Annotated in this window: 17 protein-coding genes, 1 tRNA gene and 1 pseudogene; 7 read left to right on the top strand and 12 right to left on the bottom strand. The window is 71.3% G+C overall.

Annotation, left to right across the window (positions count from 1 at the left end):
* Positions 1 to 638 precede the first annotated feature (638 nt).
* From AB0E94_RS40710 to AB0E94_RS40700, 3 genes are all read right to left on the bottom strand, one after another.
* Positions 639 to 712 (bottom strand) — tRNA-Met (locus AB0E94_RS40710).
* Between the two features lie 14 nt (positions 713 to 726).
* On the bottom strand, positions 727 to 2,502 hold the full coding sequence (locus tag AB0E94_RS40705) for an ATP-binding protein (RefSeq protein ID WP_360337653.1): 1,776 nt from the start codon (positions 2,500 to 2,502) through the stop codon (positions 727 to 729).
* 63 nt (positions 2,503 to 2,565) lie between these two features.
* The gene (locus AB0E94_RS40700) at positions 2,566 to 3,690 is read right to left on the bottom strand and encodes a lamin tail domain-containing protein (RefSeq protein ID WP_360337650.1); all 1,125 of its coding nucleotides are present in this window, start codon (positions 3,688 to 3,690) and stop codon (positions 2,566 to 2,568) included.
* Between the two features lie 398 nt (positions 3,691 to 4,088).
* Here AB0E94_RS40700 and AB0E94_RS40695 point away from each other — a divergent pair, with 398 nt between their 5' ends.
* Together AB0E94_RS40695 and AB0E94_RS40690 are read left to right on the top strand one after the other, a co-directional pair.
* Entirely contained in the window at positions 4,089 to 4,670 is a 582-nt protein-coding gene (locus tag AB0E94_RS40695) for a pentapeptide repeat-containing protein (protein WP_360337647.1), read from the top strand.
* An 18-nt stretch (positions 4,671 to 4,688) separates the two neighbouring features.
* A pseudogene (locus AB0E94_RS40690) lies at positions 4,689 to 5,627 on the top strand (TerC/Alx family metal homeostasis membrane protein); the annotation flags it as partial.
* Between the two features lie 288 nt (positions 5,628 to 5,915).
* On the opposite strand, the gene AB0E94_RS40685 reads toward AB0E94_RS40690, so the two are convergent.
* Together AB0E94_RS40685 and AB0E94_RS40680 are read right to left on the bottom strand one after the other, a co-directional pair.
* Positions 5,916 to 6,833, bottom strand: a complete 918-nt coding sequence (locus tag AB0E94_RS40685) for a translation initiation factor 2 (protein ID WP_360337644.1) — start codon at positions 6,831 to 6,833, stop codon at positions 5,916 to 5,918.
* 160 nt (positions 6,834 to 6,993) lie between these two features.
* A complete protein-coding gene (locus AB0E94_RS40680; RefSeq protein WP_360337641.1) occupies positions 6,994 to 7,845 on the bottom strand; it encodes a fused MFS/spermidine synthase in 852 nt (283 codons plus the stop codon).
* An 82-nt stretch (positions 7,846 to 7,927) separates the two neighbouring features.
* Between AB0E94_RS40680 and AB0E94_RS40675 the strand changes: the two genes are divergently transcribed.
* The 3 genes from AB0E94_RS40675 to AB0E94_RS40665 all read left to right on the top strand — a co-directional run bounded on the left by AB0E94_RS40675 (position 7,928) and on the right by AB0E94_RS40665 (position 11,129).
* The gene (locus tag AB0E94_RS40675) at positions 7,928 to 9,478 is read left to right on the top strand and encodes a DUF1800 domain-containing protein (RefSeq protein ID WP_360337638.1); all 1,551 of its coding nucleotides are present in this window, start codon (positions 7,928 to 7,930) and stop codon (positions 9,476 to 9,478) included.
* A 2-nt stretch (positions 9,479 to 9,480) separates the two neighbouring features.
* Complete coding sequence (locus tag AB0E94_RS40670) at positions 9,481 to 10,734, top strand: DUF1501 domain-containing protein (RefSeq protein WP_360337635.1); 1,254 nt, start codon at positions 9,481 to 9,483, stop codon at positions 10,732 to 10,734.
* A gap of 62 nt (positions 10,735 to 10,796) precedes the next feature.
* Positions 10,797 to 11,129 (top strand): hypothetical protein, encoded by a 333-nt coding sequence (locus AB0E94_RS40665; protein WP_360337632.1) that lies wholly within the window; start codon positions 10,797 to 10,799, stop codon positions 11,127 to 11,129.
* Here AB0E94_RS40665 and malQ read toward each other — a convergent pair.
* On the bottom strand, positions 11,084 to 13,069 hold the full coding sequence (gene malQ / locus AB0E94_RS40660) for a 4-alpha-glucanotransferase (protein WP_360337629.1): 1,986 nt from the start codon (positions 13,067 to 13,069) through the stop codon (positions 11,084 to 11,086). The two genes, AB0E94_RS40665 and malQ, sit on opposite strands and share 46 nt — an antisense overlap.
* A gap of 65 nt (positions 13,070 to 13,134) precedes the next feature.
* Here malQ and AB0E94_RS40655 point away from each other — a divergent pair, with 65 nt between their 5' ends.
* Entirely contained in the window at positions 13,135 to 13,389 is a 255-nt protein-coding gene (locus tag AB0E94_RS40655; protein ID WP_360337626.1) for a hypothetical protein, read from the top strand.
* A gap of 24 nt (positions 13,390 to 13,413) precedes the next feature.
* Positions 13,414 to 14,649, top strand: a complete 1,236-nt coding sequence (locus tag AB0E94_RS40650) for a chitosanase (RefSeq protein WP_360337623.1) — start codon at positions 13,414 to 13,416, stop codon at positions 14,647 to 14,649.
* A gap of 1 nt (position 14,650) precedes the next feature.
* Here AB0E94_RS40650 and AB0E94_RS40645 read toward each other — a convergent pair whose 3' ends face one another.
* The 6 genes from AB0E94_RS40645 to aroA all read right to left on the bottom strand — a co-directional run bounded on the left by AB0E94_RS40645 (position 14,651) and on the right by aroA (position 20,215).
* Positions 14,651 to 15,379 carry a family 16 glycosylhydrolase gene (locus AB0E94_RS40645; protein WP_360337620.1) on the bottom strand — a complete coding sequence of 243 codons (729 nt, stop codon included), beginning with the start codon at positions 15,377 to 15,379 and terminating at the stop codon, positions 14,651 to 14,653.
* Between the two features lie 92 nt (positions 15,380 to 15,471).
* On the bottom strand, positions 15,472 to 16,014 hold the full coding sequence (locus AB0E94_RS40640; RefSeq protein ID WP_360337617.1) for a DUF5709 domain-containing protein: 543 nt from the start codon (positions 16,012 to 16,014) through the stop codon (positions 15,472 to 15,474).
* Between the two features lie 117 nt (positions 16,015 to 16,131).
* Entirely contained in the window at positions 16,132 to 16,863 is a 732-nt protein-coding gene (locus tag AB0E94_RS40635; protein WP_360337614.1) for an anti-anti-sigma factor, read from the bottom strand.
* Between the two features lie 158 nt (positions 16,864 to 17,021).
* Complete coding sequence (hisN, locus tag AB0E94_RS40630; RefSeq protein ID WP_360337611.1) at positions 17,022 to 17,822, bottom strand: histidinol-phosphatase; 801 nt, start codon at positions 17,820 to 17,822, stop codon at positions 17,022 to 17,024.
* A 36-nt stretch (positions 17,823 to 17,858) separates the two neighbouring features.
* Positions 17,859 to 18,920: a ribosome small subunit-dependent GTPase A gene (gene rsgA, locus AB0E94_RS40625; protein WP_360337671.1), complete on the bottom strand. Its 1,062-nt coding sequence runs from the start codon at positions 18,918 to 18,920 to the stop codon at positions 17,859 to 17,861.
* A 2-nt stretch (positions 18,921 to 18,922) separates the two neighbouring features.
* Entirely contained in the window at positions 18,923 to 20,215 is a 1,293-nt protein-coding gene (gene aroA / locus AB0E94_RS40620; RefSeq protein WP_360337608.1) for a 3-phosphoshikimate 1-carboxyvinyltransferase, read from the bottom strand.
* Between the last annotated feature and the right edge of the window lie 187 nt (positions 20,216 to 20,402).

Here is a 20,402-nt window from a genome sequence, read left to right as displayed (position 1 = left end):
TCGCCAAGGAAACCCGCAACAAACGCTCATAACCGCAGGTCAGGGGGTTAACTTTCCCGAACCCGCAGAGGGTCAGTTTTCGGAAAGCGCTGACACCCCCAGCAGGGACAGGAGCACGCACACGGCCGATCGTGAGCGTCCACCCACGCAGGGACGACGACCAGCGCACACGCAACGTCAACGTGTGCGCTGGTCACCGCTACGGCGATGCCTACCGGCCAACACTCGACACACCGGGTGGTGAACACCCCGTCAGCGAAAGGGTGCCGCCGGACCGGTAGTCAGGGCCGAAGCCGCCAGACCGCATGGCTTGCGATAGCCGTAACGGGGAAGATGCCAGGTCAGCCACGAGCGCCCAGGCCGCCAGGCCGTGTGGCCAGGGGTAACCGTGAGCGGACGAACTACCGTGCCGGGTGCGGGCCGAGGCCGCCAGGCCGTGTGGCCAGGGGTAACCGTGAGCGGACAACCGCCGGACCGGGCGCGGGCCGAGGCCGCCAGGCCGTGTGGCCAGGGGTAACCGTGACCGACTGGGACGTGACACCAGCCGTAACGCGGGGGTTCGGGGGGCTCGGCCCCCCGATGAAACGCGAAGAGGGCCCCGGTCCGCGCACTCCGCGGACAGAGACCCCCTGCACTCGTAGCGGGGACAGGATTTGAACCTGCGACCTCTGGGTTATGAGCCCAGCGAGCTACCGAGCTGCTCCACCCCGCGTCGGTAGGTAAACCCTAGCGCACTGGGTTCGAGGGCTGCAAAACGGCCCCCGTATGGGCCGGTGTGGGGAGGGTGAACCAGAAGCGGCTGCCTCCTTCCGGGTTGGGGTCGACGCCTACGGTGCCGCCGTGGCGTTCGATGATTCGCTGGACGATGGCCAGGCCCAGGCCGGTTCCGGCGTAGCGTTCGCTGCCGTCGGCTCGGGTGAAGGCGTTGAAGACTTCGGCTCGCTGGGCTTCGGGGATGCCGATGCCTCGGTCGGCTATCTCGATTCGGCAGGTCGTGGGGGTCGGGGTGGTGGCGTGGAGGGTGATTTCGGCGGCGCGGCCGGGTGGGGTGTATTTGATGGCGTTGCCGATGAGGTTGTCGAGCACCTGGCGGATCAGGGTGGGGTCGCCGAGTGCTGTGGGTAGCGGGTCGCGGTTGATGGTGGGTGGGTTGTCGCTGCTGCTGTGGGCGGTGCGTTCGTCGAGGATGCTGTCGACCAGCTCGTCCAGGGGCACCTCGTTGATGCGCAGCGCGGTGTTGTCGGCGGTGGCGTAGGCGAGCAGGTCGTCGATCAGGTGCTGCATGAGGGCGGCGCTGCCGCGGACCCGGGTCAGGTAGTTGCATTGTTTGTCGGAGAGGTCGCCGTCGTCGATCACCGAAATTAGTTCGGCGAAGCCGATCACGTTGGCCAGCGGGTTGCGCAGGTCGTGGGCCACGACTCCGGCGAAGCCGACCAGTTCCTCCTCGCGGCGGCGTAGCTGCTGTTCGACGGTTTCGCGGCGCTGGATGTCGTCGCGGAGTTCGGCGGTGGCCTGGTCGACGCGGCGCAGCGCCCGGTCGCGGGAGGTGACCAGGGTGCCGGTCAGGGTGGCCAGCAGGACGGTGATGACGCCGCCCACGATCAGGGCGATGGGGGCCGGCCAGGATTGGGTGGCGGGCAGCAGCCGTACGGTGGGCCGGACCGTCAGCTGCCAGTGCGGGAGCTGGGCCGGGACGGCCACGGCGCGGGCCGGCAGGTTGTGGTCGGTGGGGGCGCCGGAGGTCCAGGTGGCGATGGTGACCGGTGGCCCGGCGGAGATGTCGGCGAATTCGACGTCTACCTGGTCGCCGCCGATGAGGCCGACCGGCATGCCGAGGAACCGGCGGCCTTCGAAGGTCATGGCCACCCAGCCGCGGAACCGGCCGGCCTCGGCGGCGGGCGTGGTCGCGTGGACGGCGGCGGCCATCACGAACGAGCGGCCGGCGCTGCCGGCGGGCTCGAAGGTGGAGCTGGTGGTGACGCCGCCGTCGGTACGGGCCCGCTGGAGCGCCGTGATGGCCTCGGTGGTCTGGGTGCCGCCGTGGATGGTGCCGGAACCGCCGTCGAGCGGACGGCCGAGCACGGGCACGTAGAGCGCGCCGGCCTGGTCGGTGGTGAGGTCGGGGGTGACGTCGGTGCCTCCGCGGGCCCGCCAGGTGGCGCGGACGTCGCCGGCGGTGGCCGTGGTGGCCGGCACGACATACGTGACCTCGACCGCGCCGGGCAGCCGTTCCCCGTTCATCGGCGCGGTGATGGCGGTGAACCCGGCCGCGTCGAGTGCCGGCTGTGCGCCGATGGACGCGGACAGGTCGGTCAGGGCCACCGCGTACTGGACGAGTTCGGCCTGCACCACCTTGGCGAGGATGTCGAGTTTCTGGGCGAAGGCGCGTTCGCTCCAGTCGCGTGCCGACAGGTGCAGGGCCACCGCGGACAGCCCGGTGCCGAGCGCGCCGAGCAGGATCACCAAGCCGATGACGAGAGCGGAACGGTGCCGACCGGCCATGACTCGACGCTACTGGGGACACTCCTGGGCGAGAGCCGAAAGGAGTGTCCCCGTGGTGCCGTTTCAGCAGTTGGTGTAGCCCTTGCCGGCGGTCGTCCACCGGCAGCTGTCGATCGTCTTGCCGGCGTCGGTTCGCAGGGTCGCGGTGTCGCCGCCGTTGTTCCACACGTGGTACGACTTGCCCCAGTAGCGGGTGGCGGTGGTGTTGGCGCCCTTGCCGGTACGGACGATCACGCTCTTTCCGGCGGCCAGTGTGTAGCTGCTGGTGAACCGGTAGAGGTTGCCGGCGGCGTCGCGCACCGTCCAGCCCTTGAGGTTGAGCGCCTTGCTGCTCTTGTTGGTCAGCTGCGCGTACTCCCCGATGATGCTCTTGTTGGTGCTGCTGTCCACGCCCGGGGCGTTGTACTGGATCCGGGTGAACTGGATCGAGCCGACTGCGGGTGTGGTGGTGGGTGGTGTGGTCGGGGTGGTCGGCGGGGTGGTGCCGCCGCCGGAGCCGCCGACGTCCACGGTCCGGGTGTACGTGTTGCTGGTGATCAGGTTCTCGGCGGAGGCGTACGCCGCGTTCCCGGTCTCGGCGATGACCGCCCGGTAAGTCTGCTGTCCGCCGGGCTGACCGGTGGCGGCGCCCTGGAATTCGGCGTCGTTGTCGCCGTCGTCGTTGGGTGGTGTGGCGCCGCCCTCACCGGCGGGCCCGTCGGTGACGCCCGACGCGACCGCGACCCAGCTGCTGCCGTTCTGCCGTTCCACCCGGACCGGAAAGTACGGCTGGTCGGGGCTGGTGTGCACGTTGAAGCTGATGCTGCCGGAGCCGGTCGAGGTGACCGTGAACGCGGCGCCGACCTTGAGCGGGGCCTGCACGATCCGCGAGTACTGCCCGCCGGATTCGACAGCCCACACGAAACCGGAGTCCATGACCCGGCGGATCGTCCACCGGCCGTTGCTGCCGGCGGTGACGGTGGTGGGCATGTCGGTTTCGAACTGGGTGGCCGGCGACAGCTCGGACCCCTGGGTGGCGTCCTTGCCCCACTTGTAGGCGGCCTCACGCAGTGTGACGGTGGCGTTCGCGGTGGCGGTGCCGGTCAGGGTCACCGTGCCGAAGCCGACCTGGGCCGGTGGCGTGTCGAACGTCGGCGCCGCGGCCCACGCCGGCGTGGCGCCGAATACGCCGCTGCCCGCGATGAGCACGCCTAGCGCGGAACCCGTACCGAAAACTGTTTTCGGTCGTCTGAACATGTGTTGGAAATCCTCCATTGTGCGGCCGGGCGATGAGGTTATCGAAAGCGATTCGAGGTGGTCATCGTTCATCCCGCCTGCGCACCCTACCCGCAAAGTCGCAGGTAGAAGCTGTTTGCCCGGGTGTCGGTAAAGTTATCGGCAGCTCCGACCGAGGGATTGTGCAAGGAATGATTGAACTAGCCGCCGATTGTTCTCGGTGCGCCGCGTTGTGCTGCGTTGCCCCCGCCTTCGCCAAGTCGTCCGATTTCGCGGTCGACAAACCGGCCGGGCGGCCGTGCCGGAATCTGGGCGACGATTTCCGTTGCACCATTCATGAGGAGCTGCCGCGGCGCGGGTTTCCGGGCTGTGTGGTGTTCGACTGTTTCGGGGCCGGGCAGCGGATCACCCAGGACACCTTCGGCGGGCGGGACTGGCGGTCCGCGCCGGAGCTGGCCGGTGACATGTTCGCGCTGCTCCCGGTGGTGCGGCAGCTGCACGAGCTGATGTGGTACCTGACCGAGGCGCTGAAACTGGACGAGGCGCGGCGGCTGCACCCGGAGCTGCGGGCGGTTCTCGGCGAGACCGACGCCCTGGCCGGTGGTGATCCCGGCGATCTGCGCGGGCTGGACGTGGACGCGTACCGGATGAAGGTCGTGCCGTTGTTGCGGAGAGTGAGTGAGACGGTCCGGTCCCGGGCCGGTGGCCGCCGCCCGGACCACAGCGGCGCCCGGCTGATCGGACGTCGCATGCGGGGCGCCGATCTGCGCGGCGCGAGCTTCCGCGGCGCGTTGCTGATCGGCGCCGACCTGCGCGACGCGGATCTGCGGCGGGCCGATTTCACCGGCGCCGACATGCGGGGCACTGATCTGCGTGGCGCAAATCTGGACGGAGCGATCTTCCTGACCGCGTCGCAGCTGCGTGCGGCAGTGACTGACGCCGATCACCCCTAAGATGGGCGCATGCAACCGGTGTCCGGTGTGGTGTGGGTCCTGACCGTTGCCGGCATCGTCGGCCTGCTGCTCTTCGACTTCTTCTTCCACGTGCGCAAGGCCCATGTGCCGAAACTGCGTGAGGCGGCACTGTGGACGTCGATCTACGTGTCGATCGCGATCCTGTTCGGTGTCGGCGTCTGGATCTTCGGCGGCTCCACGATGGGCCAGGAGTATTTCGCCGGCTACGTCACCGAGGAGGCGCTGTCGGTCGACAACCTCTTCGTGTTCCTGCTGTTGCTGAGCAGTTTCAAGGTGCCGCGCGCCGACCAGCAGAAGGTGCTGTTGTTCGGGATCGTGGTGTCGCTGCTCGCCCGGACCGGGTTCATCCTGCTCGGCTCGGCTCTGATCAACTCGTTCGCCTGGATCTTCTACCTGTTCGGGCTGATCCTGCTGGTCACCGCGGGCAACCTGCTCAAGGAGAAACACGACGAGGGCGAGGCGCCGGACAACATCGTGATCCGGCTGGCCCGGCGTTTCCTGCGGACTTCGGAGACGTACGACGGGGACAAGCTCTTCACCTACCAGGACGGCAAGCGGGTGCTCACGCCGATGCTGCTGGTGATGGTGGCGATCGGCGGGACTGACATCCTGTTCGCGCTGGACTCGATCCCGGCGATCTTCGGCCTGACGCAGAACGTGTACCTGGTCTTCACCGCCACCGCCTTCTCCCTGCTGGGGCTGCGGCAGCTGTACTTCCTGATCGACGGCCTGCTGGACCGTCTGGTCTTCCTGTCCTACGGGCTGGCCGCGATCCTCGGGCTGATCGGCGTGAAACTGGTCCTGCACGCCCTGCACGAGAACAATGTGCCGTTCATCAACGGCGGTGAGCCGGTCGACGTGGTGGAGATCCCGACCACGGTCTCGCTCGGCGCCATCGTCGGCGTCCTGCTGATCACCGTGGTCGCGTCGCTGCTCAGCCCGAAGGGCCAGGCCCGGACGGTAGCGGCCGCGGTCCGCCGGTCGGCGCACGAGTTCCTCGACGTGGAGACCGACCCGGAGTACTGCGACGAGATCTACCACCGGCTGCTGGCCGAGGAGAAGAAGTTCGACGCGCTGACGCCGAAGCAGCGGTCCCTGCTTCGCCAGGAGACCGAGCTGACGGAGCTGCTGGACCGCGCGCACCGGGTGCACGACGAGCGGGTCGCCGCCGGGCACTGTTTCGTGCCGGCGACGACCTAGCCTTCGGGGTCGCCGGCGACGCGGTCAGCGGTCCCGGTTGAGGTAGGACGAGAGGTTCGTGGTCTGGCCGTCGTCGGGTGACTGGGAGACCAGGTTCGCCACCCGGGCGGCCAGGCTCGCGGCACGGGACGCCAGGTCCGGCTCGGACTGGCGGGAGTCCAGCTCGGCGCGCATGGCCTCCTCGGCGCGCATCGCGTCGGCCTCCACGCCGGGGCGGTCGGAGTGGTCCCGCGGACCGGAGACGGGCTCCTGGTAGTCCTGGTACTCCTGGTAGACCGGCTCGGCGTAGGCCGGCTGCTGGGCGTAGGCCGGCTGTTCGGCGTAGGCCGGAGCGGGAGCGGGCTCGGCGTACGCCGGCTCCTTGACCTCCGGAGCGGGCACCGGCACCTCGCCGAGCATCGTCACGGTCTGGCCCTGCCCGCCCAGGTGGTTGCTGAACTCCGGGCCGATGACCAGCCGGGACAGCATCCGCGCCTGCACGGCCGGCACCCCGATGAGATCGGCGTTCTCCACCCGGAACCGGGCGATCGCCTGCCGCATCGTGTTGGCCAGATGGTCGGCGGCGCTGATCTTGCTCAATTCGCCGCCGGCGAAGACCAGGGCCGGGAAGGTGCCCTCCGGCCCCTTGCAGACCAGCTGGATCTGGGTGACCGTGCCGTTGCGGCCGGTCTCCCGGTTGCCGGGCTGAACCCGCAGGTGCTGCGGCCAGAGCCAGAACAGCTCGCCACTACTGTGTGTGCTCTCACCGTCATGGACGTAACGCACCCGGCGGTCCGTGACGATGACGTCGGTCTCCTCCGGCAGCGTCCAGCGCGGCAGCGACGACGCCTCGTCGAACGCGTATTCGGCCACGGCGCAGCGACCGCGCCACAGGACGCGCTCACCGCCGTCAAGCGGTCCGAGGTCCGTGCCCTCTGGGGACAGGAAGTGCTGGTGGAACATGGTTGCCTTCCCCGTGCCTGCCGCGATCTCGTGAACAACGGCCGCAACGATTACAACCGGGTACAGGCGGTGTCGCCAGTCACCGGGCGTGAATCACACCGGAACTCGCCGAATCGACACAGGACGGTGATCAGGGATACACCAACGGCCGATTCAGCAATTACTTACGGTTACCGAAGAGCCCTTCGGGGGGTAGGGGAGAGGGTACCGCCGTAGCGTCCGGAACGGGAGACGCTCCACCGGTGAAGCGATCAAGATCGGTCTCGACCCGTCCCGGGAACCAGTCACCGGCGGCCCGCCGGGACAATTCGGCGATCGGCGGCGGGGTACGCCCGGCGACCACCACGAGATTGCCGAAGCGCCGCCCGCGCAGCACCGCCGAGTCCGCCACCAGACACGCCTCCGGCAGCGCGGCCCGGATCGTGGCCACCTGCGCTCGCGCATACCGCAGCGGCGGGCCGTCGGCGACGTTCGCGATCAGCCGGCCCGCCGGGTCCAGCACCCGGGCCACCTGCTGCGCGAACTCGGCCGAGGCCAGGTGCGCGGGGGTGCGGGCGCCGGCGAACACGTCCAGGACCACCACGTCGTACCCGGCGTCGCGCATCCCCTCGACCGCGGCACGGGCGTCGGAGACCCGTACCCGGATATTGCTGTTAGGGGGTAACGGCAGCGCCGACCGGACCAGCTCGACCAGCGGACCGTCGATCTCGACCACCCGCTGCGCCGAACCGGGCCGGGTCACCGCCACATACCGCGGCAGGGTCAGCGCGCCGCCGCCGAGATGCAGCACGCGCAGCGGGCGGCCGGCCGGGGCGGCCAGATCGATCGCGGCGGCCATCCGCCTGATGTACTCGAACTCCAGGTGGGTGGGGTCGGCCAGGTCGACGTGGGACTGCGGCGCCCCGTCCAGCAGCAGCGTCCAGGCGGTGTCGCGATCGGGGTCGGGCACCAGCTCCGCGACTCCCGAGGCGACCGTCTCGACCCGCGTCCGCGACGCCCTGCGCTGTGCCATCGCGCAAGTATCCCGGTAGCAGATCGGGAGCACCGGTGCGGGAACGCACAAGTGACGCCGGAAACTTCCGACGTTTACCCGCATGAGTTCGCTCCCGCAGACGATGACGCGGCGCGCGGTGGTGGGCGGGGTCGCCGCCACCGGCGTCGCGGCCGCGCTGACGACCGGCACGCCCGCCGCCGCGGCGGCCGCCGAACCGTCCCCGGCCGCTCTCCTGCCCGCCGACCCGCTGCTGCATCTGCTGCGCCGGGCCACCTTCGGGCCGAGCCCGGCCTCGATCGCCGAGATCCGCCGGCTGGGCGCCACGGCCTGGCTGGACCGGCAGCTCAGCCCGGCGTCGATCACCGACCAGGTGGCCGAGGGTGTGGTCGCCCGGCTGCCGCTGGCCCGGCTCTCCGCCACCGAGATCCGCTCCCGGGTGGCGGCCGGCACGCTCAAGCAGTACAGCTGGGACCCGATGTGGCAGCTCAGCTGGGCGGCGGTGGCCCGGGCGATCTGGAGCGAGCGGCAACTGCTCGAGGTGATGGCCGACTTCTGGAGCAACCACCTGAACGTGACGTGCCCGCAGGGCGACGTCTGGGACAGCCGGATCGACTACGACACGATGATCAGACAGAACGCCCTCGGCACGTTCGCCGGCCTGCTCAAGGCGTCGGCCCGGCACCCGGCGATGCTGACCTACCTGGACAACAGGTTCTCCAGCAAGGCCGCCCCGAACGAGAACTACGGGCGTGAGCTGCTCGAACTGCACACCGTGGGAATGGCCTACACCGAGGCGGACGTGCAGCACGCGGCCCGGCTGCTCACCGGGCTGACCGTGGACAACACGACCGGGAAGTACCGGTACGACCCGGCGATCCACGCCACCGGCGCGGTCCGGGTGCTCGCCTTCCAGCACGCCAACACGACAGCGGCCGGTGGTGAGGCGGCCGTCCTGGAGTTGCTCGACTACCTGGCCATGCACCAGACGACGGCCCGGCGGATCGTCACCAAGCTGTGTGTCAGGTTCGTCGCCGACGAGCCGCCGGCGTCGCTGATCACCACGCTGATCAAGGTCTACCTGGACAACCGGACGGCGATCGTGCCGGTGCTGCGGGCGCTCTTCACCTCGGCCGAGTTCGCCGCTTCGGCCGGGGCCAAGACCCGGACGCCGTTCGAGGACCTGGCCGCGACCGTGCGGACCCTGGGCTACGGCCCGGCCGCCACCGGCACCAAGTTCTTGGAGAGCCTGTACTGGATGGCCCGGGACGCCGGGCAGGCGCCGTTGAACTGGGGCCCGCCGAACGGCTACCCGGACGTGGCGGCCGCCTGGTCCTCGCCGTCCGGGCTGCTGGTCCGATGGAACTTCCACCTCTCGATCGCGGCCGGATGGTGGCCGGACACCCTGGCCCGGCCGGCGAACCTGCTGACCGGGATGGTGGGGACGTTGCCCGCGACCTACGGCGCGCTGATCGAGGCGACCTCGGCGCGGCTGCTCGGGATCGCGCCGGCCGCCGCACAGACGGCGGCGCTGGCCGAGTTCTACGGCAAGACCCCGGCGTCGCCACTGAAGGCGAACGATCCGGCGGCCGGCTGGATGTATCCGTACCTGATGGGGATGCTGTTGAACTCCCCGTCCTTTGCCCTGAGGTGATCATGACGGAGATGTGTGGCTGTGCGGACAACCAGCAGGCCCTGCTGAGGCGGCGGACCGTGCTGGCGGGCGCGTTCGCCGGGCTGGCCGGGGCGACCCTGGACACGAGTCTGGCGTTCGCGGCCGATCCGGCCTACGCCGGGGACGTGCTGGTGCTGCTGTCGCTCCGCGGCGGCTTCGACGGGCTGTCCGCCGTGGTTCCGGCCGGTGACGCCGCCTATTACACGGCACGGCCCTCGATCGCCGTACCGAAATCGCAGTTGATCGGGGGTGGATCCTTCTTCGGTCTGCACCCCGCGCTGACGCCGCTGCTGCCGTATTGGACCGGCGGCCAGCTGGCCGCGATTCAGGCGGTCGGGCAGCCGGCGCCGAACCGATCGCATTTCTCGGCCATGGAGGACCTGGAACGGGCCGCGCCCGGCACCTCGATCCGGACCGGCTGGCTGAACCGGATGCTCGGGCTGTCCGGCGCCACCGATCCGATGCGGGCGGTCGCGATGGGCACCGCGATGCCGGCCCGGGTGCTCGCCGGCCCGGCGCCCTATCTCGGCGTCACCTCGATCGACAAGACGGTGCTGACCGGTGAGCAGGACGGCCGCCCGATCGCGGCGACGATGGCCAAGCTCTACGCGGGCGCGCCGGCCGGGCTCCGGCAGACCGCCGGGCAGCTGAACAGCGCCCTCCAGCGGACCGCGCAGATGCGGGCCGCCGGGTACAAACCGGCCAACGGCGCCGTCTACCCGGGCACCGACCTGGGCAACGCGCTGCGTGACGTGGCCCGGCTGATCAAGTCGGAGACCGGGCTGATGACCGCGACGGTCGACTCCGGCGACTGGGACATGCACGAGAACCTCGGCTCGGCGGTCGCCGGCAAGCGGATGTTCGACCAGCTCAAAGCACTCGCCACGGCGCTCGCGGCGTTCGCCGCCGACCTCGGCCCGGACGGGCTGCGCCGGGTCACGCTGATCACCATCAGCGAGTTCGGGCGGCGGGTGGGCCAGAACGGCTCCGGCGGGCTCGACCACGGCTACGGCAACGCCATGTTCGTCCTGGGCGGTTCGGTCAAGGGCGGCAAGGTGTACGGCCAGTGGCCCGGCCTGACCACGGCACAACTCCGCGACGGCGACCTGGCCGTGACCACCGACTACCGGGCGGTGATCGGCGAGATCCTGCGCGCCCGATGCGGTGTGGGTGACCTGGCGAGCGTCTTCCCCGGGGTGACCGCGTCGAGTCTGGGCATCGTCTCGGCTCGCTGAAAGCGGCGACATTCTCGCGAAACGGCCATAAGTGTGGATTCGTGCGTTCCACACTGAATCCCATGTCCAGCAACTCGCTTGCCGAGATCATCGGCGCACAGCGGCAACCGTCGTGGGTGGACCCGGCCGGTCCACCCCTGCGGATCCGGCGGCACACGTCCGACGAGGGCTCGCCGTTCTGGCGGTGGGACTGCTCAGGCTGCGGCGAGTACGGCGGCGGACGGCACCACGGGGACGTGGTGACCCGGGCGCTGCGGCACTGCCATGAGCACCCGGACCACCGCTCCTCACTGCTGCCCCCGGCCCGCTGCCGGGAACCGCACACCTACCTGCCGCTGCATCCCATGCTCTACGCGCTGGACGACGACCCGCCGCCGGAGCCGCTGGCGATCTGACCCTTCGCCCCGGCCGGGTGCCGCCCGGGCAACGGCCGCGGACGGCCCTCCAGGATCCCGGCGACCTTGCGGAACAGCGGGTCGGTCAGCACCTCGGACAGATCCCGGCCGAGCGGGATACGCCAGTTCGGATACTCCTCGAAGGTGCCCGGCAGGTTCGGCTGGCGACGCTCCAGCAGCACGTCGTGCAGGGACGCGGTCACCAGCCGGCACGGGGTACGGGCCAGGAACTCGTGCATCGCCACCACCACGTCCTCATCGGCCGGTTCCGTCCCGATCAGGCCCTCCTCGCGCAGCCGGTCGAGCAGCAGCGCCCGGTCCGCCCGCCACGACTCCCGCTCCTGCTCGACCGGACCGGCCAGCTGGCCCAGCGCGGCCCGTACCTCCACCTGCTCGCCGGCCAGGAACCCGGCCGCGGTCGGCAGGTCATGGGTGGAGACGCTGGCCAGCGCGTTGCGCGGATAACCGGCCGACGGACGGTAGCCGCCCTCGTCGTCCCGGGTGAACCAGAGCACCGCCGAGCCCAGCATGTTGGTCCGTTGCAGGCCCTCGGTCACCACCGGCATGACCGTGCCCAGGTCCTCGCCGATCACCACGGCCCCGGCCCGGTACGCCTCCAGCGCCAGGATGCCCAGCATGGCCTCCGGGTCGTAGTGGACGTACGTGCCGTTCGCCGGACCCAGCCCGGCCGGCACCCACCACAGCCGCCAGAGCCCCATCACGTGGTCGACCCGCAGGCCCCGGGCGTACCTGAAGATCCGCCGCAGCATGTCCCGGTACGCCTCGTAGCCGGTCTCGACCAGCCGGTCCGGCCGCCACGCCACCCCGCCCCACTCCTGGCCGAGCTGGTTGAACGCGTCCGGCGGCGCCCCGGTCCGCGCGTCCATCGCCAGCACGTCCTGGAGCAGCCACCCGTCGGCGCCGGACGGCTCCACGGCCACCGCCAGGTCGTACACGATCCCGATCGGCATACCACCGGGGTCGGCGGCCTGGAACTGTTCCTCCAGCAGCTTCTGGATCCAGATGTGGAAGGCGACCCGGTCCCCGCCGAACGCCCGCACCGCGGGCGCATCCGGCCGGCGCAACTCCACCGGCCAGTCCCGCCAGTCGACGCCGTGCTGCTCGGCGAGCACGCAGAACCGGGCGAAGTCGGTCAGGCCGGGATCGTGGTCCAGGTCGACCGTCCCGGCCAGTGGCCACAGCAGCTCCAGCGCGGCCAGTTTGGCCGCGAACACCGCGCCGTAGTCGATCAGGCCGCCGGCCGCCGGGCGCAGCGCATCGACCCTCTGCCTGAGCTCCGGCGCGGCCCGCCGGTACTCCGCGGTGTCGGTCACCCGCAGGTAGAGCAGATTGGCGAAACGGCGGCTGGACGGCGAATACGGCGAAGCCGGCACCGGCGCCACCGGGGTGATCGCGTGCAACGGGTTCAGCACCACCAGCCCGGCCCCGGCCGACCCGGCCACGAAGTCACGCAGGTCACCGAGATCACCCAGGCCCCACGAGCCGGCCGAGTGCAGCGTGTAGAGCTGGAGCATCCAGCCCCAGGTGTCCGGCGGCTCGGGCAGCTGCTCCGGGACCACCACCAGGGTGACCTCCTGGCCGCCGTGCCGCAGCCGGTGCCAGCCGAGCGGCAGGTCCGCCGGGAGCCGCTCCAGCTGCCGGACCGCGCCGTCCTCCAGCGTGACCTCGGCCGGCCCCGGCAGGTCCCGCCCCTGCCCGGCACGCAGCACGATCGTCCCGGGCAGCCGGTCACCGCTGTCCCGGCGGCGGGCCTCGGCCAGCGCCGCTCGGATCGCCTGCGGCGTGCTCGCGTCGACGCCGAGCATGCCCAGCACCCCGATCACCGACTCGGGCGCCACCTCGGTGTCCTGGCGCTGCCAGTTCTCGTACCGTGTGGCCACCCCGTGTGCCTCGGCCAGGGCCACCAGATCCGCGTCCATGCCTCTCCCATCCCGTCGGGTACACCGCTGCTTACCCATTGCGTACATCGGTCAGCATGGGGCACATGGGTGACATGGCTCGAAAACTTCGAATGTGGTTCGCCGCGGCCCTGGCCGGCCTGACTCTCGGCGTGCTGGTCCCGGCGCAGGCCTGGGCCGCCTCGAACGGGACGGCCCAGATGGTCGTCGAAGCAGCGACCAGGTCCCGGCGCGGTGGCTTCGGCGTGTTCGGCATCTTCGGGCTCGTCTGCTGCCTCGGTGTGATCGCGATCATCGTGGTCGTCGTGCTCCTGATTTCCCGGAACCGCAGGCGTCGCTGAGGCCGCCCGGCCTAGCGTTGAGCCATGCGATCGGTGGTGCTGGGCGGCGGGATCGCTGCGGTGCTGTGCGTGCCCCTGGCCATCTCGGTGGCGGCCAGCGCCTCCTCCGACGCGGTGATCACCAGGGAACGCCCGGTCCTCGCCTCGGCCACCGAGAGCATCGCCTGGCCCGCCGCCGGCATCACCGACACCGATCCCGCGACGCGGTGGTCCAGCGGTGCGGCCGGCTCCGGCAGCCAATGGCTTCAAATCGATCTGGGTACGGCCCAGGAGATCCGCCGCGTGCGGTTGCACTGGGCGAGGGCGTACGCGAAGGCGTACCGCATCCAGCTGTCCGACGACGGCGCCACGTGGCGTGACCTGTACCGCACGTCCACCGGCGACGGTGGGGTCGACGACGTCCGCGGCCTCTCCGCAACGGCCCGTCACCTGCGGGTGCTGGCCACCCAGCGGGGCACCCCGGAGGGCTACTCGCTGTGGGACGTGCAGGCGTACGGGCCGGGCCGGGCCGCACCCGCCCTCCCGTCACCGGCGACCGCGGCGGTGCCTCCGGTGGCCGCCGGGCTGACCGCCGGCCCGAAGAAGGAGATCGCGCTCAAGCTGGTCTCCAGCGCCGAGAACTCGACCCTGGAGTGGCGCTCGGAATACGGCTACATCGAGGACCTGCGCGACGGCCGCGGCTACACCGCCGGGATCGTCGGCTTCTGCTCCGGCACCTCGGACCTGCTCGCCGTGGTCACCGAGTACACCCGCCGCAAACCGGACAACGTGCTGGCCGGCTACCTCCCGGCGCTGCGGGCGGTGGACGGCACCGACTCGCACGACGGCCTGGACCCGGGCTTCCCGGACGCCTGGCGGGTGGCGGCGGCCGGCGACCCGGTGTTCCGCAAGGTCCAGGAGGACGCCCGGGACCGGATGTACTTCTCCCCGGCGGTGCGCCTGGCCGAAGCCGACGGGCTGCGCGCGCTCGGCCAGTTCGCCTACTACGACGCGGCGGTCATGCACGGCATCTCCGGGCTTCGGTCGATCCGTGAGCGGGTGGTGACCCACCAGCGGACACCCGTGCAGGGCGGCGACGAGATCGCCTACCTCACGGCCTTCCTCGACGCGCGGGCGGCCGAGATGCGTACCGAGGCGGCGCACAGCGACACCAGCCGGGTCGACACCGCGCAGCGGGTCCTGCTGGACGCCGGCAACCTCGACCTGGCCACCCCGCTGACCTGGTCGGTCTACGGCGACACCTACACCCTGAGCGGCTGACTCAGGCTTTCGCGAACAACGCCGGCACGAGGTCGGGCTGCCAGCCGGGCAGCGACGTGTGCGCCTCCCGGACCTTGTAGACGACCTTCTTGTACTCGACGAACCGGCCGGGCTCGTAGTCGGTGAACGCCTTCCACTTCGGGGCGTCGACCTGCACCGTCGTCCGGACCGTCACCCAGTCGACGAGCATGCCGGTCGAGTAGTAGCCGCCGGACGCCGGGTTCAGGACGACCATCAGGGGGGTGCCCTGCTCCGCCCGGGTGAACCGGAGCACCTTGCGCCCGTCAACCGACCAGGTCAGCGTCGACGGGGTCCAGTCGATCGCGTAGGTGTGGAAGTCGTCGCCGTCGACCCGGTCCGAGGCCAGCGTCTCCAGTGACCCGGCCGGCACCCGGCCGTTCGCGTCCAGCACACTCAGCGCCCGCCAGGCCCCGTCCATCCGCCAGGCCTGAATCCGGGCCTCGGCACGGCCGTACGCCTGCGTGAAGGTCTTCTCGGTGCGCAGCACCGCGTTGAGCGCCAGCCGGCCCTCGCCGTCGAGCGCCGCGTAGCTGTCCCGGCCCCCGGAGACCGCCCACACATCGTCGGCCGGGCGGTCGCCGCGGTCACCGGAGAAGCCGTCGCTGAGCACGGTCCTGGTCACCGTGGCCGCCTCGGCCGCGCCGCCGTGCCCGGCCACACCGGTCGCCAGCAGCACCGTCACGGCCGCGGCCAGAACCCGTCCCCGCATGGCTCCCCCACCAGAAAAGATCAGGTGGGCACTCTGCTGAGTTGGGAGCGCTACCGGCAAGGGTGTTTACGGGACTGTGACCAGACGTTCGGTCAGCGGTAGTCGGGCGCGTTGGTCTCGTGCATGGCCAGCTCCTCCGCGCTCGCGCCGCCACCCGACGCCCCCGCGTCGTAGGCGACACTCTCCGCCTCGTCGTCCCAGCCCGAACCCTCGTCCGGCGCGACCAGGCGGCCCACCGGCCGCGGCGAGTCGCCGTCGAGCTGACCGTCGTCGTAGAGCGACACCGGCGACGACGGATCCGAGGTCGGCCCCGGCTCCCACACGTCCCGGTCGAACTCGCGCTGTCGCGAATCGCCGACCGTCTCGTCGAAAGCGCCGGCGGGCTCCGCGCCGAAGTCCGGCTCCTCCTGCCGCAGCCGCCGGTCCAGCGACTCGCCCTGGAGCTGCTCCTCGGCGGTCTCGCCGAACCGGTTCGACCCGCCCGGGCCCACCCCGGCGAGCGCGGCCGGATCCGGCCCGTCCGCCCATCGGGAACTGTTCACCTCGTCGTACGCGGTGGAGTCGTCATCGGCGGTGTCCGGCAGGCCGGACGCCTCCGGATCGGTGACCTCGGCGGGGTAGTCGTTGTCTCGCATGCCCGCTGACTACCCACGAGCGGGGCCGGTCATGCCGGTCCGGGATCGCCGGTCGGCCGCTGGGCGGGGCCGGTCATGCCGGTCCGGGATCGCCGGTCGGCCGCTGAGCGGGGCCGGTCATGCCGGTCCTGGATCACCGCTCAGCTGCGCCCAGACGACCTTTCCGTCGGTCAGCGGCAGATGACCCCAGCGGGCCGCGACCGCGTCCACCAGGAGCAGACCGCGGCCGCCGTACGAGGTCGGTGCCACCGGGCCACTGAAACGGGGCGGGGCCGCCGAGAAGTCCCGGACCGCCACGCTCACCGTGTCGTCGTGCAGGGCAAGCATCAGGCACATCGAGGTGCCGGCGTGCGCCACCACGTTGTTGACCATCTCGGTGGCCACGATGCTCGCGTTGCCCACCACATCCGGCCGATCCCACCGCGCGCACGCCTCGGTGATCACCTCGCGGGCCCGCCGGGCCGCCCCGACCGCCGGCGCCAGGTCGGCCCCGACCCGGCGACCCGGCGGGGACGGCGCGCCGAGGGCGGCGAAAGCAGCAGGCGTATCGGGCCGGACCGGCCAGCCGGTGGACCGGCAGGCGGAAGCCTCGGGCGTGCCGCACAGCACGAGACGGCTGCCCGGCCAGTCCCGGGTGTCGGCCAGCACGTCCCGGAGCACACCGGCGGCGTCCACCGCGGCGAGCGACAACCCGCCGACGTCGACCACCACCGCCTCCGGCTGGGCCGCGAGCACGTCGAGCAGCACCGAACGCACCTGATCGCCGGTGGCGTCGTCGAGCACCCCGGACAACCGGACCAGGGGGTAGGCCTGGCCGCGGTCCACCAGATGACGAACCTCGCTAGGCATGATCGCTCCATTGTGCATAACCCGGAGACCTCGCGCATTTCGGGAACACGGGCAGGTGCCGGGTACCCCGGAGCGGAGCGGTCATGCTTCGTCAGAGCTTTACCGGCCTTTACCGGCCTTTACCGGCCTTTACCGGCCTTTGTCGGCCGCGCTCTTTGTCAGCCGCGCCGGGCCAGCGCGGTCAGCACGCTCTCGTGCAGCAGCCCGTTGGTGCCGATGACCGAGCTCTTGTCCGCGGTCGGCCGCCCGTCCAGGTCGGTGATCTTGCCGCCGGCCTCGGTGACGATCGGGATCAGCGCCGCCATGTCCCACAGCGACAGCTCCGGCTCGGCCATCGCGTCCAGTGCGCCCTCGGCCAGCAGCATGTAGCCGTAGAAGTCGCCATACGCCCGGCTGCGCCACACGCCCAGCAGGATGTCCATCATCTGGTCGAGGCGGCCGTTGTCGGCCCAGCCGTTCAGGCTCGCGTAGCAGAAACTGGCGTCGGTCAGTTTCCGCACCGACGACACGCTGATCCGGGTCGCCGAGTGCTGGTTGCGCCCGGCGAACGCGCCCAGCCCGCGCCCGGCCCACCAGCGGCGGCCCAGCGCCGGCGCGGAGACCAGCCCGGCCACCGGGGTGTCGCCCTCCATCAGCGCGATCAGGGTGGCCCAGATCGGCACGCCCCGGACGAAATTCTTGGTGCCGTCGATCGGGTCGATCACCCAATACCGGTTACCCGGGCCGGCGGTCGCGGCGGTCCGGCCGAACTCCTCACCGAGCACCCCGTCGCGTGGCCGCGCCCGGGCCAGGGTCGCGCGGATCGCCTTCTCCACCGCGGTGTCGGCGTCGGACACCGGGGTCAGGTCGGGCTTCTCCTCGACCTTCAGATCCAGCGCCCGGAACCGGGCCATCGAGATGGCATCGGCCGTGTCGGCGAGAACATGGGCAAGCGCAAGATCATCGGCATATCCGGCCATGCCAGAAAGCTAGTCCATCAACCCCGCTTCCCGCTTTCAGACTTCCTCCGCGATGTTGTCCCGCACGTCACCCTCGCCGGCACGACTGGAGAGCAATCGGCGGTACGACACCAGACGGCGCTCGTCCGCTTTCCCCTCCGCCACCCAGGCGTCCAGCCGGCAGTCGCCGTCGGCGGCCGTGTGCCCGCAGTTCGGCTGATCCTCCAGCGTGCCCTCGACCAGGTCGGGGAACCCGTGCAACAGGCTCTCCGCGCTCACGTGGGCCAGCCCGAAACTCCGGATCCCCGGAGTGTCGATGATCCAGCCCGGATCCTTGCGCGACCTCCCGGCCGGCGGCAGCCGCAACGCCACCGCGCTGGTCGACGTGTGCCGGCCCTTGCCGATCGCGCTGACCGCGCCGACCGCCCGCAGCGCATCCGGCACCAGCCGGTTCACCAGCGTCGACTTGCCCACCCCGGAATGGCCGACCAGCACCGAGATCCGGCCCGCCAGACGGCCGCGCAACTCGTCCAGATCGCTGCCCGGGCGCACCAGCACGTGCGGCAGATCCAGCTCGGCGTAGTAGCCCAGCACCTGCTCCGGGCCGGCCAGATCCGCCTTCGTCAGGCAGAGCAGCGGCTCGATGTCCGCGTCGTACGCCGCCACCAGGCACCTGTCGATGAACCCGGTCCGTGGCGGCGGGTCGGACAGCGCGCTCACGATCACCAGCTGGTCGGCGTTGGCCACCACCACCCGCTCGAGACGGCCCTCGGGCGTGGTGTCGTCGTCGTCAGCGGTGCGGCGCAGCACCGACGTCCGCTCGCTGATCCGGACGATCCGGGCCAGCGTGCCGGCCGCCCCGGACGAGTCGCCGACCAGCGCCACCCGGTCGCCCACCACCACCGACTTGCGGCCCAGCTCCCGGGCCCGCATCGCGGTGATCACCTCGGTGCCGCCGCCGTCCTCGCGGACACAGCCATACCGCCCACGGTCGACCGTGATCACCAGGGCGTCGACGGCGTCGTCGTGTTTCGGGCGCGTCCGGGTACGCGGCCGGGACGACCTGCCCGGCCGGATCCGGACATCGTCCTCGTCGTACTCCCGCTTACGCGCTGGCAGCTTCAGCTCCTCGCCACGAGTCCCGCCCAGAGTTCGGGGAACTCGGGCAACGTCTTCGACGTACAACCTACGTCGGCGAGGTTCACCCCCGGCACGGCGAGTCCGATCACTGCCGCGGCATGCGCCATCCGATGGTCGGCGTAGGTCTCGAAATCGGCCCCGCGCAGCGGCCCCGGCTCGATCCGCAACCCGTCCGGGAACTCGGCCACCCGCGCCCCGACCTTGCCCAGCTCGGTGGCGAGCGCGGTGATCCGGTCGGTCTCGTGACCCCGGATGTGCTCCACCCCGCGCAGCTCGGACGGCCCCTCGGCCAGGGCGGCCAGCGCCGACACCACCGGGGTGAGCTCGCCCACCTCGGACAGGTCGGCGGTGATGCCGCGCAACGTGCCGGTGCCCCGCACGGTCAGCCCCTCGGCCGACTGGGTCACCTCGGCGCCCAGCGCCCGGAAGATCTCCACCGCCTGGGCCACCGGCTGCCAGCTGTCGGCCGGCCAGCCCGCCAGAGTCACCGCGCCACCGGTCACCGCGGCGGCCGCGAAGAACGGGGCCGCACCGGACAGGTCGGGCTCGATCGTCCAGGTCCGGCCGCTCAGCGGGCCCGGCTCGACGGTCCACACGTCGGCCACACTGTCGTCGACTGTCACGCCGGCCGCCCGCAGCATGTGCGTCGTCATCCGTAGATGCGGGGCGCTCGGCACCGGCGGGCCCTCGTGCCGCAGGGTCAGCCCCTTGGCGAACCGGGCCGCGGACAGCAGCAGCCCGGACACGAACTGGCTGGACGCCGACGCGTCGATCACCGCCTCGCCGCCCGCGACCACCCCGGAACCGTGCACGGTCAGCGGCAGGCCGTCGATCGGCGACGCGTCGATCGAGACGCCCAGCGCCCGCAGCGCCTCGACGATCGGGCGCAGCGGCCGTTTCCGCATGTGCGGGTCGCCGTCGAACTCGACCGGGCCGTCGGCCAGCGCCGCCGCCGGAGGCAGGAACCTGGTGATCGTGCCGGCCAGCCCCACGTCGACCCGGGCCGGGCCACGCAACGGACCCGGTGTCACCACCCAGCGGGTGTCGTCGGAGGTGTCCACCTCGACGCCGAGCGCCCGCAATCCCGCCGCCATCAGCACGGTGTCACGGGCCCGCAGCGGGGCCTCGATCACCGAGGGGCCGTCGGCCAGAGCGGACAGGATCAGGGCGCGGGCGGTCATCGACTTCGAGCCGGGCAGCCGCACGGTCGCCGTGACCGGGCCGGTGGCGGACGGGGCGAGCCAGGGACGGAGTTCAGCAGTCACGCCCGCCATTCTGCCGTCGGCCCCTGACATTTCCGTCCCGCGTTCCCGCCCCGCGAGACATTTCCGGCGCCGTACCCCCGCCGGTGTGAACACCGCCCGCCCGAAAGGCGGCCAGCCGTCGTTCAGCGCTGTTTCGGCCCGCCGTGACCGTCCTGAGCGACGGCTAGCCGTCGTTCAGCGCTGTTTCGGCCAGCCC

The sequence above is a fragment of the Actinoplanes sp. NPDC026670 genome, from assembly GCF_040638175.1.
In the GTDB taxonomy this organism is placed as follows: domain Bacteria; phylum Actinomycetota; class Actinomycetes; order Mycobacteriales; family Micromonosporaceae; genus Actinoplanes.
Note: the sequence above shows the minus strand (reverse complement) of the source record. Positions and strands in the feature narration are given on the sequence as shown.

Bases quoted from the DNA above. Each gene is read 5' to 3' on its own strand.
- AB0E94_RS40705 (WP_360337653.1), bottom strand. From the start codon at position 2,502: ATGGCCGGTCGGCACCGTTCCGCTCTCGTCATCGGCTTGGTGATCCTG.
- AB0E94_RS40685 (WP_360337644.1), bottom strand. From the start codon at position 6,833: ATGTTCCACCAGCACTTCCTGTCCCCAGAGGGCACGGACCTCGGACCG.
- AB0E94_RS40680 (WP_360337641.1), bottom strand. From the start codon at position 7,845: ATGGCACAGCGCAGGGCGTCGCGGACGCGGGTCGAGACGGTCGCCTCG.
- AB0E94_RS40675 (WP_360337638.1), top strand. From the start codon at position 7,928: ATGAGTTCGCTCCCGCAGACGATGACGCGGCGCGCGGTGGTGGGCGGG.
- AB0E94_RS40670 (WP_360337635.1), top strand. From the start codon at position 9,481: ATGACGGAGATGTGTGGCTGTGCGGACAACCAGCAGGCCCTGCTGAGG.
- AB0E94_RS40665 (WP_360337632.1), top strand. From the start codon at position 10,797: ATGTCCAGCAACTCGCTTGCCGAGATCATCGGCGCACAGCGGCAACCG.
- malQ (WP_360337629.1), bottom strand. From the start codon at position 13,069: ATGGACGCGGATCTGGTGGCCCTGGCCGAGGCACACGGGGTGGCCACA.
- AB0E94_RS40655 (WP_360337626.1), top strand. From the start codon at position 13,135: ATGGGTGACATGGCTCGAAAACTTCGAATGTGGTTCGCCGCGGCCCTG.
- AB0E94_RS40650 (WP_360337623.1), top strand. From the start codon at position 13,414: ATGCGATCGGTGGTGCTGGGCGGCGGGATCGCTGCGGTGCTGTGCGTG.
- AB0E94_RS40645 (WP_360337620.1), bottom strand. From the start codon at position 15,379: ATGCGGGGACGGGTTCTGGCCGCGGCCGTGACGGTGCTGCTGGCGACC.
- AB0E94_RS40640 (WP_360337617.1), bottom strand. From the start codon at position 16,014: ATGCGAGACAACGACTACCCCGCCGAGGTCACCGATCCGGAGGCGTCC.
- AB0E94_RS40635 (WP_360337614.1), bottom strand. From the start codon at position 16,863: ATGCCTAGCGAGGTTCGTCATCTGGTGGACCGCGGCCAGGCCTACCCC.
- hisN (WP_360337611.1), bottom strand. From the start codon at position 17,822: ATGGCCGGATATGCCGATGATCTTGCGCTTGCCCATGTTCTCGCCGAC.
- aroA (WP_360337608.1), bottom strand. From the start codon at position 20,215: ATGGCGGGCGTGACTGCTGAACTCCGTCCCTGGCTCGCCCCGTCCGCC.